This is a genomic window from Lentzea sp. NPDC058436 (assembly GCF_042721515.1).
In the GTDB taxonomy this organism is placed as follows: Bacteria; Actinomycetota; Actinomycetes; order Mycobacteriales; family Pseudonocardiaceae; genus Lentzea.
On sequence record NZ_JBHXLF010000005.1, the window covers coordinates 333,052 to 348,177 of the forward strand.

11 protein-coding genes are annotated in these 15,126 nt (G+C 70.8%); 3 read left to right on the forward strand and 8 right to left on the reverse strand.

The genetic code is table 11. The features are described from left to right. Positions 1 to 294: 294 nt before the first annotated feature. Positions 295 to 975 carry an SDR family NAD(P)-dependent oxidoreductase gene (locus tag ACFWN2_RS22790; protein ID WP_382430315.1) on the forward strand — a complete coding sequence of 227 codons (681 nt, stop codon included), beginning with the start codon at positions 295 to 297 and terminating at the stop codon, positions 973 to 975. Between the two features lie 96 nt (positions 976 to 1,071). Here the strand turns inward: ACFWN2_RS22790 and ACFWN2_RS22795 are convergent, their stop codons facing one another. Further along, entirely contained in the window at positions 1,072 to 2,013 is a 942-nt protein-coding gene (locus ACFWN2_RS22795) for a ketopantoate reductase family protein (RefSeq protein ID WP_382430317.1), read from the reverse strand. 31 nt (positions 2,014 to 2,044) lie between these two features. Next, the gene (locus ACFWN2_RS22800; RefSeq protein WP_382430319.1) at positions 2,045 to 3,226 is read right to left on the reverse strand and encodes a cytochrome P450; all 1,182 of its coding nucleotides are present in this window, start codon (positions 3,224 to 3,226) and stop codon (positions 2,045 to 2,047) included. 179 nt (positions 3,227 to 3,405) lie between these two features. On the opposite strand from ACFWN2_RS22800, the gene ACFWN2_RS22805 reads away from it, so the two are divergent. Then, positions 3,406 to 4,038 carry a TetR/AcrR family transcriptional regulator gene (locus ACFWN2_RS22805; RefSeq protein ID WP_382430321.1) on the forward strand — a complete coding sequence of 211 codons (633 nt, stop codon included), beginning with the start codon at positions 3,406 to 3,408 and terminating at the stop codon, positions 4,036 to 4,038. Positions 4,039 to 4,044: 6 nt separating this feature from the next. Here the strand turns inward: ACFWN2_RS22805 and ACFWN2_RS22810 are convergent, their stop codons facing one another. The 6 genes from ACFWN2_RS22810 to ACFWN2_RS22835 all read right to left on the reverse strand — a co-directional run bounded on the left by ACFWN2_RS22810 (position 4,045) and on the right by ACFWN2_RS22835 (position 13,188). Further along, complete coding sequence (locus ACFWN2_RS22810; protein WP_382430323.1) at positions 4,045 to 6,354, reverse strand: hydantoinase B/oxoprolinase family protein; 2,310 nt, start codon at positions 6,352 to 6,354, stop codon at positions 4,045 to 4,047. Further along, entirely contained in the window at positions 6,351 to 8,468 is a 2,118-nt protein-coding gene (locus ACFWN2_RS22815) for a hydantoinase/oxoprolinase family protein (protein ID WP_382430325.1), read from the reverse strand. The genes ACFWN2_RS22810 and ACFWN2_RS22815 overlap by 4 nt, the downstream gene beginning before the upstream one ends. A gap of 20 nt (positions 8,469 to 8,488) precedes the next feature. Further along, the gene (locus ACFWN2_RS22820) at positions 8,489 to 10,129 is read right to left on the reverse strand and encodes an FAD-dependent monooxygenase (protein WP_382430327.1); all 1,641 of its coding nucleotides are present in this window, start codon (positions 10,127 to 10,129) and stop codon (positions 8,489 to 8,491) included. Further along, a complete protein-coding gene (locus tag ACFWN2_RS22825) occupies positions 10,126 to 10,869 on the reverse strand; it encodes an alpha/beta fold hydrolase (RefSeq protein ID WP_382430329.1) in 744 nt (247 codons plus the stop codon). The genes ACFWN2_RS22820 and ACFWN2_RS22825 overlap by 4 nt, the downstream gene beginning before the upstream one ends. Positions 10,870 to 10,935: 66 nt before the next feature. Next, a complete protein-coding gene (locus ACFWN2_RS22830) occupies positions 10,936 to 12,243 on the reverse strand; it encodes an MFS transporter (protein WP_382430331.1) in 1,308 nt (435 codons plus the stop codon). Positions 12,244 to 12,630: 387 nt separating this feature from the next. Further along, positions 12,631 to 13,188: a hypothetical protein gene (locus ACFWN2_RS22835; protein WP_382430333.1), complete on the reverse strand. Its 558-nt coding sequence runs from the start codon at positions 13,186 to 13,188 to the stop codon at positions 12,631 to 12,633. Positions 13,189 to 13,740: 552 nt separating this feature from the next. On the opposite strand from ACFWN2_RS22835, the gene ACFWN2_RS22840 reads away from it, so the two are divergent. After that, entirely contained in the window at positions 13,741 to 15,123 is a 1,383-nt protein-coding gene (locus ACFWN2_RS22840) for an FAD-binding oxidoreductase (RefSeq protein ID WP_382430335.1), read from the forward strand. The last annotated feature ends 3 nt before the right edge of the window (positions 15,124 to 15,126 follow it).

Consider the following 15,126-nt stretch of genomic DNA (forward strand, 5'->3'; position numbering starts at 1 on the left):
GGCTCACGATCCTTTGCGGACACCAAAGCGGATGTGCTATCCGTTTCAACGTAGCACATCCGGATAGCCCATCCGCTTGCGGTGTGAGCGCGGGCACCCGGACCGGTCACCCACGGGACGAGCCCACCCTCTGGTCCGCCGCGAACACGATCAGAACGGGTACGATCGCCATGCGCGCCGCGATTCGTAATACGCAGGCGCCGGACGCGTTTCGTCATGAACGACGCGCCACCTCCCCCTTTCCGCACCCAGGCGACGTGAATCGCCCGGCACGCTTTCCGGAGCAATGCGACGATGGCAATCATCCTGATCACCGGAGCATCCCGCGGCATCGGTTTCGAAACCGCGCGGGCACTCGTCACCGAAGGCCACACCGTCTGGATGGGCTGCCGCGACGAAAGCCGCGGCCGGCAGGCCGCCACGACGGCCGGCGGCCGGTTCGTCCACCTCGACGTCACCGCCGACGAGTCCGTCCGAGCAGCGGCGACCGCCGTGGGAGCCCTGGACGTGCTGATCAACAACGCCGGTGTCCTGGAGCCGGACGTTCCGCTTCCGGACGTGACGACCTCGCACCTGACGGCCATCTTCGACACCAACGTGTTCGGCGCCGTCCGCACGACCAACGCATTCCTGCCCGCGCTGCTCCAATCCTCTTCCGCAGCGGTGCTGAACGTCACCAGCAGCATTGGTTCGCTGACGAAGTCGGCGGATTTCACCGACGAGTTCACGGCCTATCCGCAGGACGTGTACCGGGCGTCCAAAGCGGCGCTGAACATGTTCACGGTGCAATACGCGAAGGCGTACCCGGCCCTGCGGGTCAACTGCGTGGATCCCGGCCTGACCGGGACGGACATGATGAACGGCTTCGGACAGCCGCCGGCCGTGGCCGCGGCGACGATCGTCCGGATCGCCACCGCCGGACCCGACGGCCCGACCGGGCGGTTCCTCGGCGCGGACGGGGTGGTCCCCTGGTAGTTCCGCCTCAACCACGCGAGGACAGGACGTCGCTGACGGCGGGAGCGGCGCGGGAGTCGTCCGGGCACCGCGCCGCTCAGTCCACAGTGGACGTCGTCACCCCAGTGCGAACACCGGCTCCAGCGCCGTCAGCCGGGGCAGCGGAACACCGAGCCGCCGCGCGTCGGCCAGCACGTCCCTGGCGTAGATCCCTGCCGCCTCACGGGTCATGTGCCCCGTGCGTTCCGTCTGTTCCATGATGAAGCTGAAGAGGTTGTCGCCGCCGAGGAGCTTCCTCAGCACGAAGCCGAGCAGTCCCGCCGGGACGCGCGAGACGACGGCGGCGCCCAGACGCGGTGTCCCGCCCTTGGCCTTCAGCAGCGGGATCATCTCCCGCATGAGCAGGACAGCGTCCCGTGCCGCACGGCTCGACCGGACCAGGCCCGGCTGCCCGCCCACCGCCAGGCCCTGGGCGAGCAGACCGGCGTCCATGATGAAGTGGAGCCACAGCCAGCCGCGGAAGTCCTCGCTCTGCGACACCGAGAAGCCCGCGCGTTCGAACAGGCCGTGCACCGCCCGGTACCGCTCGCCGCGGTTCGAGTCGTCGCAGAACCCGAGGAACACGTTCTTCACCATGCCGCCGTGCAGCGCGGATCCGACGAACCCTCCGCCGCCGCCGGGGAATCCCCAGACGATCTGGTCGGCGGGTAGCGCGGAGACGACCGCCGCGGGGTCCTCCCACACGTTGCCGAACATCAGCACGGTGGCGTCGCCGACGTGGCCGCGCAACACCTCGACCGCGCCGTCCAGCTGGTCGTGGTTGACGCTCAGGACGATCAGGTCGTACGTGCCGTCCAGGTCCTCGCGCATCGTCACCGGCCACCGCTCGGCGACCTCGGCACCGCGGGCGCGGCCGTCCCTGATCCGCAGGTCGATCTCGGGCGGGAGCTGCGCCGCCCGTCCCGGGCGGACGTAGAACTCCACCTGGTGACCCGCCCTCTCGAACGCCCACCCGTACAGCGTCGCGATCGTGCCGCGGCCGAACATCAGAATTCTCATCGGCTTTTCTCCCGGTTCCGGAAAAAAGGAATCACCAGGTCACCGGAAGCGCGACGAGGCCGTACACGGCGCTCAGGGCGCGGAACTGGACCTGGTCTTCCGGAACCGCCAGGGCGAGGGCGGGGAAACGGCGCAGGAGCGCGGGAAAGGCGACGCGCATTTCGAGCCGCGCGAGTGGTGCGCCGAGGCAGTGGTGCACGCCGTGGCCGAAGCCGAGGTGGCCGACCTCGCCGCGGGAGATGTCGAGCGTGCCGGGGTCGGAGATGAAGCCGGGGTCGTGGTTCGCGGTGTGCAGGCCCACGAGCACGAGGTCGCCGGCGCGGATCGTCTCGCCGGCGAGGTCCACGTCGGTGGTGGCGACGCGCGGCACGCCGTTGTGCACGATCGACAGCCACCGCATCAGTTCCTCGACCGCGGGTTCCACGGCCTCGGGGTCGTCGCGGACCGCGGCGAGCTGCTCGGGGTGGCCGAGCAGGGCCAGTGTTCCCATCGCCAGCATGTTCGCGGTGGTCTCGTGCCCGGCGACGAGGAGCAGCACCCCGAGCCCTGCGGCCTCCGCGGTCGACAGCTCGTCACCGTGGTCGCGCACGAGCATGCCGAACAGGTCGTCGCCCGGCGCCTCGCGGATCCTGGTCACGAGGCCGGCCAGGTAGGCGTGGATCTCGCGCTGGGCCAGGGCGCGTTCACCGTCGGACAGCCTGAGGTCCAGCATCCTGGCGCTGCGCTCCTTGAACTCGCCGCGGTCCTCCCACGGCACGCCGAGGAGCTCGCAGATCACCAGGGAGGGCACGGGCAGCGCGAAGTCGGCGACGAGGTCGGCCACCGGCCCCGACCGCTCCATCGCGTCGAGGTGCTCCTCGACGATGCGCTCCACGAGCGGGGCGAGGTGCCGCATCCGCCGCTGGGTGAACTGACCGGTGAGCATCCGGCGCAGGCGGTGGTGGTCCGGCGGGTCCAGGAGCAGCAGGTTGCCCGCGTTCTCCTCGCCCTCGGCGAAGCCGTGCTCCAGCGGGACGTTGCTGAACCGGGCCGTGTCGGACAGGACCGCCTTGACGTCGGCCTGGCGCGTCACCAGCCACGCCGATCCACCGGCGGGCCACGGGACCCGCCTGACGCGGTCGTCCGTCAGCAGTTCGGCGGGCGGAGCGAATCCCTCCCTCCGCATGAACAGCGGAACGTCCGCCGGAGCCGGAACGGTGCTGGTCTCTGCCACGAGAGTTCTCTCCTCCACATTTCAGCGACCATTCCAGCCGCCTCCGAATTCGACTGTAGGGCCGCAAGTGGAAACCCAGGTCCACTTGCCCGCAAGTGATATCAACGCCCTCGGGAGCGACTCACTTCCGCTTCTCCCATCAACTGGAAATGCATTTCCGGTTGGGGTTCACTGAGCGGGTGACCACATCACCGAGCAGCCTGCGCGCGGACGCGGCCCGCAACCGGGGCCTGATCGTCGAGGCGGCCCGCGACCTCTTCCGCACCCGCGGCATCAACGTCCCGCTGAGCGCGGTCGCCCGGCGCGCCGGGGTGGGCGTGGCAACGCTGTTCCGCCGCTTCCCCACCCGCGAGTCGCTCGTGAGCGAGGTGTTCGCGGAGCAGATCGAGCGCTGCGAGGCCGTGCTGGAGGAGGCCGTCTCCGATCCGGACCCGTGGCGCGGGTTCCGGCGGCTGGTCGAGTTCGCCTGCGCCGAGCAACGGGAGGACCGCGGCTTCACCGAGGCGTTCCTCGCGACGTTCACCAACGACCACGACGAGCGGCGCGAACAGGCCGAGACGGCGTTCGACACGCTCGTGCTCCGGGCGCAGGAGTGCGGCCGGCTGCGGCCCGACTTCGCCGCGAGCGACCTCGTCATGCTGCTGATGGCCAACAACGGCCTGCGTGCCGCGCCCGCCGAGCACGCTGACGTCCTGTCGCGCAGGCTCGTCGCCTATCTCCTGCAGGCCTTCGAGACCACGACGGGGCCGGGGGAAGGGGCACTTCCCCCGGCCAGTCCGCTCAGGCTGCACCACGCCCAGGGACAGCCGTGACGCGTCTCAGTTCCAGGCGCGGTAGTCGTCGTGCGGCAGCGGGTGGTCCACCGGGACGACCCTGGAGTTGACCGCGGTCAGGCAGCCGGGGCAGAGCAGCTGGCGGAACACGATCTCCGCGTCGACGTACTCCGACGGGTCGTGCCAGATGTGCGGTCCCGCCTCGGTCGGCGCCGTCTCGCGGCGGGCGAGGGAGTCGACGAACGCGCCTCCCGCCACGGGCCCGATCCGCGTGCCGCAGTGCACGCACACGACCGTGGAGTCCACGACGGCGAGGTTGTCGTCGAGCCGGCGGGCCTCGGTCAGGTCCGCGGCGCTGATCTCCTCGGTGCGCAGGCCCTTCACGCCAGCGTCGGTCGCACGCCTCTGGCGGAGCTTCAGGCGGGCCGCCGCCGTGGCGTCCGCGTTCACCTCGCCGTCCTCCAGGAGCACGACGCCGTAGACGTCCCGTGCGGCTTCGGCCGACACGCGGGCCTGCCGCACGTCCTCGCCGACGCTGTTCTCCTCGCGCAGCAACGGGTCGCCGTAGCCGCCTCCCGCCTGCCAGTGCAGGTAGAGCGCGTCGCCGGGACCGAGGTCCGACTCACCCTCCGCGGGCAGCACCTCGACCTGTCCGCCGAGCTCGTCGAGGTCCGCGGGGATCGACGCCACGCCGGCGAGCTGCGGCCCGTCGATGCCGCGCACCACGAGGTCGAGCTGCGAGTTGCCGGGGTAGCCGCCCGCCAGGCCGACGTTCTGGTTCGCCACCTTGCCGTTGCCGGAGACGACCAGCGACATCCGTCCACTTTGGTCCGGGTGCTGGACGTAGCAGACCGACCCGCTCATGCCGCCGCGCTGCCTGCCGGGACCGCCCGAGTCCGTCTGCTCCCGCCGCCACAGCGCGACGAGGGGGTAGAGGTACTCGGTCATCTCGACGTCGGGTGCCCGTGCGGAGGGGATGATGAGGCGGCCGCCGGTGTCGACGCCGTCGTGGCTCACCTGGGCGCCGTAGCCGCCGGCCATGACGTCGAAGATGGGCGACACGAAGCGCTTGCTCGCCCCGCCGCGAACATCCACACCGGACACGACGCAGAGGTCCGTGGTGCCGTTGCAGATCGACTGCACGTCGCCGCGGTGCTCGGGTTCCGCGTCGAGCATCCTCGCGATCACCTCGGCGACCAGGTTGCCCGCACCCCACGCCGGGCCGAACGGGCCCTTGCCGACGGCGGCGGGGAACGACGCGTTGGTGATGGTGTCCTCGTCGGTGATGATCTCGAAGCAGCGCATCAGACCGCCTGCGGCCCAGGGGATGTCGCCCGCCAGCAGCGGCAGCATCGTGAACACGATCCCCGCCCGCAGGCCGGGGTACGGGCAGTTGATGATGCCGGTCTGGCCCGTGGTGCCGCGGAAGTCGAAGACGAGCCTGTCGGCCTCCTTGGTCATGGAGACCTTGATGGCGTGCAGGTTGCGGTCGCCGGTGCCCGACTGCTCCTGGTAACCGACGGCGGTCCAGGTGCCGTCCGGCAGGTTCGCGAGCTTGGCCCTCAGCCGGTGCTCGGCGTCGTTCATCATGCGGCGCATCACCGCCTTGACGGTGTCGGCGCCGTACTTGGTGATGAGCCGCAGGATCTGCTCGCCGGCGTTCTTGTTGGCGGCGATCTTGGCGCGCAGGTCGAGTCCGACGAGGTGCGGCAGCCGCGACCGGCGCACCCAGGCGTCGGCGATGTCGCGTTGCAGCACGCCTTCGCGCACGACCTTCATCGGCGGTGTGGGAACGGCCTCGCCGAAGACGTCCTGCGCCGACGGGCTGAACGAGCCGGGGCGCGGCCCGCCGAGGTCGACCTGGTGGGCGATCGCGGTGGTCCAGCCGAACAGCCTGCCTTCGTGGAAGATCGGCGCGAGGATCGCGGCGTCGTTCTGGTGCAGGCCACCGCCGATCCACGGGTCGTTGCACAGGAACATGTCGCCCTCGGCGATGCCGGGGTTGTCGCTGCGGTTGCGCAACGTCCAGGTGATCGCCAGGTCCATCGAGCCGATGAGGCCGATGTTGTAGGTGCCGACCTGGACCTGCTCGCCGAGCTCGTCGCAGATGGAGAAGTTGAAGTCGTTGGACTCGGTGACGACGTGCGAGCCCGACATCCGCCGCAGCGTCTCGCCCATCTCCTGGGTGATCGCCCACAGGCGGTGCCGCACGACCTCGTAGGTCAGCGCGTCGACCTGGTCGTGGTCGTCGCCGATCTGGTGCAGCGCCAGGGAAGGGGAGATCTGCCGGAGCAGCTCCTCCCTCGGCATCGGGCGGCTGGTGAACTCGTCGGCGCCGGGGATCCTGGATGTCATGAAGGCTGTCCTCCCTGGTAGCGCAGCACGAGGTTGCCGAGGTGGTCGACGGTGCCGGTGACGCCGTCAGGGACGACGACGACCGTGGTGGGGACCTCGACGATCGCCGGGCCCTGCAGGACGTGGCCCGCGCGCAGCCCGGAGTAGTCGTAGACGGGGGTGGTCACGAAGCCGAGCCGCGAGTCGAGGCAGACGCTCCGCTCGCCGAGCAGCGCCTGCGAGGGGTCCTCGCCGTCGCCCTGCGCAACACGCGGCAGCTCGACGGGGAAACCGAGGCCCGCCTTGGCGCGCATGCGGTAGGTGATGGCCTGCACGCCGGCCTCGCGGAATCCGGAGCCGCTGCCGTTGATGCGCTCGTACTGCTCCTCGAAGCGTTCGAGGATCTCGTCACCGGTGCTCTCGGTGAAGGTCTCGTCCGGCACGGCCGTCGACAGCTCGGTGACCTGCATCGAGTACCGCAGGTCGACCTCGCGCTCCAGCACGACGTCGTGGAACTTGACCTTCTGCCGGTCCAGCGCTCGCTGCAGATCGGCTTCGAGCCGCGCGTAGTGGGACTCCAGCACGGTGTGCTCGACCGGGAACGCGGAGGGGTCGGACAGCTCCGCGCTCAGCGAGACGTCGGAGGCGGCGAGCCCGTAGGCCGAGAACGCGGACGCCACGGGGCCGAGCGGGACGACGACCTCGCGCACGCCGAGGTCCTGGCAGTAGCCGGCGCAGTGGGCGGGTCCCGCCCCGCCGAACGCGTAGGCGACGAAGTCACGCGGGTCGTACCCCGCCTGCACGACCGAGCGGCGCAGGAGGTCGCCCGCCTGGGCGTTCTGCACCTCGTGGATCGCGATGGCCGCCTGCTCGACGGTGAGGCCGAGCGGCTCCGCCACGTGCACCCGGATCGCCTCGCGCGCCAGGTCCAGCCGCAACGGCTTGCGGCCGCCGAGCAGACCGCGTTCGCTGAGGATTCCCAGCACCAGGTTGGCGTCGGTGTTGGTGGGGCGCGTGCCGCCGTTGCCGTAGCAGGCCGGTCCCGGCACGGCCTCGGCGCTCTGCGGGCCGAGGCGGAGGTTGCCGCCCGCGTCCACCGACGCGAGGGCGCCGCCGCCGGAACCGATCGTGTGCACGCGGATCGTGGCCGCGTTGATCGGGAACTGGTTCACGATCGAACCGGGCGCCATGACGGGTTCGCCGTCGACGATCAGCCCGGCGAGGAACGTCGTGCCGCCGACGTCCGTGGTGATGACGTTGCGGTGCCCCAGTTGTTCGGCCAGTCGCTTGCCGCCGATCACTCCGCCGGACAGCACGGAGCCGATCGTGGTGATGGCGTGCTCGGGGGCGCGGTCGGCGGTGATCGTGCCGCCCTCGCTCTGCATGACCAGCAGCGGTCCCCTGAGGCCGCCTTCTTCGAGCTGCTTCTGCAACGGCAGCAGGTAGGTGCGCAGCTTCGGGCCCACCTGGGCGTTCATGATCGTCGTGGAGGTGCGCGAGAACTCGCGGATGCGCGGGCTCACCTCCGACGACAGCGTCACGTACAGGTCCGGTGCGATCTCGTGGATCAGCTGCCGGACGCGCTGTTCGTGCGCGGGGTTCTTGAACGACCACAGCAGGCAGACGGCGATGGCCTCCACACCTTGGTCCACAAGGGACTGTGCGACGCGGCGGACCTCGTCCTCGTCCAGCGGCACCAGGACGTTGCCCGTGTAGTCCATCCGCTCGGTGACTTCGAGCGCACGGTACTTCGGGATCAGCGGCGCGGGCTTGCGCTGCCGCAGGGTGTCCTGGATCTCGTGCGCCGACCGGCCGAGCGTGCGGCCCTCGGCGTTCATGATGTAGATCGCGTCCCGGTGCCCCTTGGTGGCGATGAGACCGACGTCGGCCACCTCGCCCTGCACGAGGGCGTTGATCGACGCCGTCGTGCCGTGGGCGATGTAGTCGGTCTGCGCGAGGAGCTCGCCGACACCGATGCCGAGCTCGGCGGCGAGGTCCTCGATCGCCTTCATGACACCGACCTCGCGGTTCGGCGGTGTCGTCGGGGTCTTGGCCGAGACGATCCGCCCGGCCCCGTCGGACGCGACGGCATCGGTGAACGTGCCGCCCACGTCGATGCCCAGTGCGTAAGGCATGTGCGTTCTCCTGGTGGTTCTCAGTGCTGGTGGGCGGTGACGCGTCCGGTCGCGGTGTGCAGGAGCTCGTCGGGAAGGGCGTCCGCGCCGCCCATCCAGGCGACGTGCTGGTCAGGGCGCACGAGCAGGAGTGCCGCGGGATACCGGTCCGCGTGCTCCGCGAGCAGGTCGTCGGGCAGGTCGGCGACGACCAGCGGCACGCCGGTCTCCCCCGCCGCCCAGACCCACGGTGTCGTGTCGGCCCTCTTGTCGGTGCGCAGCAGGGTGAAACCGGGCCCGAGCAGGTCGAGCACCGACCTGCCGTCGTCGAGCCAGGTGTGCGGCAACCGGAACCCCGGCTGGGCGCGGTCGGAGTAGCCGCCCATGCTGATGGCGTCCTGCTGCTCGCCACCGATCACGAGCGGGGAGTCCGCGTAGTGGTAGCCGAAGCTGAAGCCGTCCGGCGAGTAGCGCGACGGTTCGGTGACGGCGAGTCGTTCGGCGAACTCGGCGCGGGCGCGCACGCCGTCGTCGCCGGGGAGGTGGATGTCGGGTGAGAAGCCGGCGAGCGACTTGCGGGCCTTCGCGCCCACGGCCGCGGCGAACTGCTCCCCCACGGGCTTGCGCTCCAGCTCGTAGGCCGCGAGCAGGTCCGGCGGCGCCCACCCCTGGTGCACGGCCGCGAGCATCCAGGCCAGTGCCGCCGCGTCCTGGATGCCCGCGTTCATGCCGAAACCGCCGACGGGAATCCAGATGTGGGCGGCGTCCCCTGCCAGGAACACCCGGCCGTCCCGGTAGCGCTGGGCCACGAGCTGGCGCCCGGTCCAGCGGACGACCCCGAGCACCTCGTGCTCGACGTCGGCGCCGACGGCCTCGCGCAGGAGCTGCTCGGGGTCCTCGGTGTCGGTGTCGGAGTCCGGGGTGAACGCGACGTGGTTGAGCCACAGCTCGTCCCCGTCGATGGCGATGATCGAGGCCTGCCGACGGCCGTGCGTCCAGTAGGTCCAGGCACGGTCGCGTGCGGCGATCGCGCCCAGCTCCGGTGAGCGGACGAACGTCGACACGAACTTCTGGATCGCCTCGACGCCCTCGTAGCGGATGCCCAGCTGGCGGCGGACGGCGCTGTGCGCACCATCGCAGCCCACCACGTACGCGGCGCGGAGAACCCGTTGCGCGCCTTCGGTTTCCACGACGGCCTCGACGTGGTCGTCGTGCTGCCGCAGCTCGACCAGCCGGGTGCCGCGCTCGACGGTCACCTCGGGCAGGCCGCTCGCGTGCCGTTCGAGAAGAGGTTCGAGGTACAGCTGCGAGACGCGGTGCTGCGGTTCCGGTGTCGGCCAGTCCATCATGCCGGCGCCGGAGAGCACCTCCTGCGCCGACGGCAGGTCGATGCGGAAGATCTCCTCGCCGACGAGCGTCGTGCGGTACTGGATCGACGTCGGGTAGGAGGACGGCAGTCCCGCGCGCCGGATGTCGTCGGCGATCCCGAGCCGGCGGAAGATCTCCATCGACCGGGCGGAGGTCGTGTTGCAGCGCGGGTTCTCCGCGCGTTGTTCCGACGCTTCGACGACGTGGCACCGCACGCCGCGCCCGGCGAGGTCGATCGCGAGCGTCAGCCCTGTGGGGCCGGCTCCGACGACGAGGACGTCGAGCAGTTCGTCGCTGCTGTTGTGCTGTGTCATGAGCTGATGAACTCCTCTACCAGGCGGCAGAACTCGTCCGGCCGGTCGACGTGGATCCAGTGTCCCGCTCCCGCCACCACTTCGAGGCGGCCGTGCGGCAGTGCGGCGACGAGGCGTTCGGACACCCCGGGCGGTGAGACCCGGTCGCGCTCCCCGTGCAGGGCGAGCACCGGGGTGGTGATCGTCGTGAGGTCGACCGGGGGCTCGTCCACGGCGGTGAACATCGACCGGAAGGCCTCCTCGGCACCGGGACGCAGTGCCTGCCGCAGCCGGAGGTCCGCGAGGTCGTCGAGCAGTGCGCCGTGGACGGTCTCGTCGGCGACCAGGCGGCCGAGGACGGCGCGCATGCTCTCCTTCGTCGGCTCGTCGTAGAACGGCACCCTCGCGGGCAGCGGTCCGGTGCCCGCACCGCCCATGACGACCACGCGGCCGACCCTGTTCGGTGCGACGGCCAGGAGGGCCAGCGCCGCGGCACCACCGGCGGCGGAGTTGCCGACGAGGTCCACCCTCTCCAGCCCTTCGCGGTCGAGCAGGTCGAGGACCTGCCGTGCGCGGGCCTCCGCCCACGCCCGCGGACCGCGCAGGCCCGGACCGGCGGCGGTCCGCGTGCCGAACCCGAGGAGGTCGGGCGCGAGACAGCGGAACCCGGCCTGGAGGCGGGCCGTGACCGCCGTCCAGTTGCTGACGGCGTCAACGCCCGGTCCACCACCGTGGAGCAGCACAAGTGGACGGTCGGACACCTGAAGCCTCCTCGACTGTGAGAACTGCACCATCACCCGCGAACCCGCCGCCCGCACGTCAAGCCGTCACGCCACCGCGTTCTCGACGACCCCGGACTTGACCGGCGCGCTGCCAGAACGACCGAACCGCGTGAGGAGCAGGACCGCCGCGCCACCGATCAGCGCGGGGATCGTGAACACCTGGTACATCGAACTCGGCTGCCAGCCCGCCTGCACCAGGTAGCCGGCGAACAGCGGTGCCAGCACGGCGCCGAGCCTGCTCACGGCGACCGCCATGCCCAGTGCCGTCGCGCGGGACTCCGCCGGGTAGATCTGCGGGACGATGACGTTGATGCCCGAGATCGTCCCGTTCAGGAAGAGCCCCAGGACGACGGCGAAGACCAGTGCGATCGCCAGGGTCCCGAGGGACAGCGAGAAGAGCACGAGCATCAGCGCGGCGAGGCCGAAGTACGCGGCGGTGAGCCTGCGTGCCTCCACTTTGGACACCAGCAGGCCGAGCAGCGCCGCACCCGTGATGCCGCCGAGGCTGAACAGGATGCCGCCGCTGATGCCCTGCTGGTTGGACATGCCCGCCTTCAGCAGCAGGGTGGGCGTCCAGGAGCTCGCGAAGTAGAACGCCGTCTGCGCCGCGGTGAACGCGAGCCAGACCAGCACGGTGCGCACGGCGTTGCCGCCCTGGAACAGCGACTCCAGCGCGACCTTGCGCGACCCCGTGTCGTGCGGGGGCAGCTCGTCGACCGGCTGGCGGCCGATCGAGACGAGGATCTTGTTGAACCTCTGCAGCGCGTTGGGCGGGCGCTTCGCGACGAGGTAGTCCATCGACTCCGGCAGGAACCGCAGGCCCACCAGGAAGAGCAGGGCGGTCGCCACGGCGCCGAAGACGAACACGGAGCGCCAGCCCATGGAGCCGACCAGCACGCTCGTCGAGAGTCCCGCGATGACCGCGCCGATGCCGTAGCCCGTCGTGATCAGCGCCACGGCCAGACCCTTGCGCTTGTTGTTCGCGTACTCGGAGGTGAGCACCGGCAGGCTCGCGGCCATGGTGCCCACCGCCACGCCCGTGACGACCCTGGCGGCGAGGAGCTGCCCGAGGTCCTGGGTGAAGGCGGCCGCCAGCATGCCGAGCGATGCCAGCGCCAGGCTGCCGAGCGTGATCCTGCGGCGGCCGATGCGGTCGGCGAACGGCGCCAGGAAGAGCGCGCCGATCGCCATGCCGGCCAGGCCACCGCTGAGCAGCACGCCCACCGACGACGGGGACAGCCCCCACTCGCGGGTGATCGCGGGACCGACGAAGGACGTGACCAGTAGATCGAAACCGTCGACCACGTTCATGACCAGGCAGAGGGCGACTGCCTGGACCTGAGCGCGGCTCATCGGTGAGTTTCTTACCTGCTCGAGAACGTTCACGGGAAACCTCGCTTCGTTGCGACGGTCGTTCAGGCCCCCGAAAAGCCCGGCCCGGCACTGTGGTGCCGTCCCGGAGCCCACCCTCTGTATGTAACGCTCACTCTACAACTTCGGGCAGGCGTTGGCCAGCACTCACTTCGCGACTGCGGCCGTGCGACAACCCTCGGTCGGTGAGCCCCACCTGGACGATCTTCGGTGGACAGAAGGGCCACACCGGCCGTGGCGCCCGAAAAACCTTGTCACGTCTGAACAAACGCCGAACGAACAGCGACCACCGCCTGCGGGGCGCCGGGCGGGGGCTCGATCGAGCCCCACCACCCGCGCGTCACCGCATCGAGGTCAGGACGAACCGCCTCAAGCGGCGACGGGGGCCTTCTTCGCGGCGGAACCGAGGCGGATCGCCGACACCAGGAAGAAGATGCCACCGAGCGCGGCGTAGCCGGCCACCGAGGTGAGCGCGGCGTTCGGCTGCGAGGCCATCAGAATGAACGAGGTACCGGCACCCACGGACAGGCCACCGCTGAGGATCATGGGCCACTGACCGCCCATCTTGCGACGGCCGACGCCGACGACGAGCTGGACGAGACCGGAGACGATGGCCCACGCACCCCACACCTGGAGGATGCCCGGGATGCCGGTCGTGCCGCTGGCGACGGCGATGCCGACGGCCGCGAGCGTGCTGACGGCGACGTTGACGTAGAGACCCAGCACGTTCTGGGACTGCTTCGACGCGCGGGCGTCGACGATGGCGGCGGCCACGTCGAACAGCGGGTAGAGGATGACGAGGGTGATGACGATCGGCCCGAGCGTCGATCCGGTCACGCCCACCAGGACGGCCCAGACGAGCGCGAACGCGGCACGGATGAAGTACAACCGCCGCAAGGACGACGCGGCAGGACTGGTGGCAGTCACAGAATTTCCTTCGGTTCGATGTGGACGGCCTGGCTCATCGTGTGCGCCACGGCCGGGGTTCCGGCCCCCGCGCCCGGAGAGATGGACGGCGAGGCGGTGTATAGAACGATCACTACATCGGTACTGTAGCGACGGCACGTGATGGCGTCAAGACCGAACGTTCTATCTCATTCAACAGAGTGACGACGACCGGATGACGGGGAGCCCGGTCGGGCTCCCGTCCCCGCAGCGGGGCCGCCCGGCCGCCGCCGTCTTCCGTTGCCGCAGCAGAGCCAGCCGGCCGACGCCGTCTCTCCACCGCTGCGATGGAGTCGACCGAAGAGCCGACCTGCCGGTGGCCGCCCAGGATGCGGGAGCCCGCTTTCCCCTGCGCGGCAACGATGTTCACCTTCCGCATCGTCCACCCCTCCCCCGTCGGGCGCAGCGGGCCGTTCCGCCGCCCGGAACGATTCACCGAACCAGGCACCGAACGACGGAACCTCCGCACTGAAGCTATCGTTACATACAAGCATACAGAACGTTCGGTCTCACCCATCCCCCAGGAGGACTCCCGTGCCCGTTCACGCCGACGACCGGAGGCGGTCAGCGGAAGCAGCCCAGCGCGCACTGCGGAACCACCTGCCCGACGAGCAGGTCCACGTGTCCGGCGCGCGGTACGCCGACGCCATCGCGCTGTGGAACGGCGCCGTGAAGCACCGCCCCGCCATCGTGCTGAGCTGCGCCTCCGTCGACGACGTCGTGCTGGGTGTCCGTACGGCGCGCGAGTTCGGCCTGCCGCTGTCGGTCCGCGGCGGTGGTCACGACTTCGCCGGGCGCGCACTGTCCGACGGAGGCCTGACCCTGGATCTGAGGTCCCTGCGCGGTGTCCGGGTCCTCGCCGGCGCACGGATCGCCGAGGTCGGTGGTGGCGCGGTGACGAACGACCTGCTGGCGGCCGCCGGCGAGCACGGCCTGGTGGCCGCCACCGGCACCGTCGGCTCGGTCGGGGTCGCCGGACTCACCCTCGGCGGCGGCTACGGCCCGCTGGCCGGGCGGGTGGGCCTGGCCGCGGACAACCTCCTCGCGGCCGAGGTCGTCCTGGCCGACGGGTCGGTCGTGCGCACGGACTCCGGCAGTGATCCGGACCTGCTCTGGGCGCTGCGCGGCGGTGGTGGCAACTTCGGGGTCGTCACGTCGATGACGGTGCGGCTGCACGCGGTGCCCGCGGTCGTGACCGGCATGGTGCTCTACCCGTGGCACCAGGCGGAGCAGGTGCTCGAACGGGTGCGCGAGGCTCAGGAGGAAGCTCCCGACGAGCTGACGATCCAGGTCGGTGCGATCGGGGCACCGGACGGCTCCCCGGCGTTGCTGGTGCTCCCGACCTGGTCCGGCGACGTCCGGGCAGGAGGGGACCCCTCAGGTCCGGTGATGGCGCTCGGCCGGCTCGGTGATCCGCTCCTGGTGCAACTGGGGCCCGAGACCGTCGCGGCCGCGACGGCCGGCAGGGACGCGCTGTTCCCCGCCGGCCGGCACGTCACGATCCGGACCCGCTCGGTCCCTGGGCTCGGGGAGGGCGTCGCGGGTGTCGTCGAACGGTTCGGCGGCGCGCTGCCGACGCCGTTCTCCGGCATCTCGCTGCACCACTTCCACGGCGCCGCGGCCAGGGTCTCCCCCGGCGACACCGCGTTCGCGCTGCGCCGCCCCCACCTCATGACCGAGGTCATCGGCATCTGGCAGCCGTCGGACTCGGGAGAGCACGTCCACGGCTGGGCCGACGCGGCCTCCGAGGCGCTGGCCGGGCACGCGTTCCCCGGCGGGTACGCGAACCTCCTCGGCCCGGACGCGGCCGACCAGATCCCCCACGTCCACGGCGGCAACCTGCCGCGGCTGCAACGGATCAAGGCGGCCGTGGACCCGGAGGGTGTCTTCTCGGCAACCGCGTTGCCGATGCCCTGACCG

What these genes read in the sequence shown, in the direction of transcription:
- ACFWN2_RS22810 (WP_382430323.1), bottom strand. Translation starts at nt 6,354, where the DNA reads ATGACATCCAGGATCCCCGGCGCCGACGAGTTCACCAGCCGCCCGATG.
- ACFWN2_RS22815 (WP_382430325.1), bottom strand. Translation starts at nt 8,468, where the DNA reads ATGCCTTACGCACTGGGCATCGACGTGGGCGGCACGTTCACCGATGCC.
- ACFWN2_RS22795 (WP_382430317.1), bottom strand. Translation starts at nt 2,013, where the DNA reads ATGAGAATTCTGATGTTCGGCCGCGGCACGATCGCGACGCTGTACGGG.
- ACFWN2_RS22790 (WP_382430315.1), top strand. Translation starts at nt 295, where the DNA reads ATGGCAATCATCCTGATCACCGGAGCATCCCGCGGCATCGGTTTCGAA.
- ACFWN2_RS22820 (WP_382430327.1), bottom strand. Translation starts at nt 10,129, where the DNA reads ATGACACAGCACAACAGCAGCGACGAACTGCTCGACGTCCTCGTCGTC.
- ACFWN2_RS22830 (WP_382430331.1), bottom strand. Translation starts at nt 12,243, where the DNA reads ATGAGCCGCGCTCAGGTCCAGGCAGTCGCCCTCTGCCTGGTCATGAAC.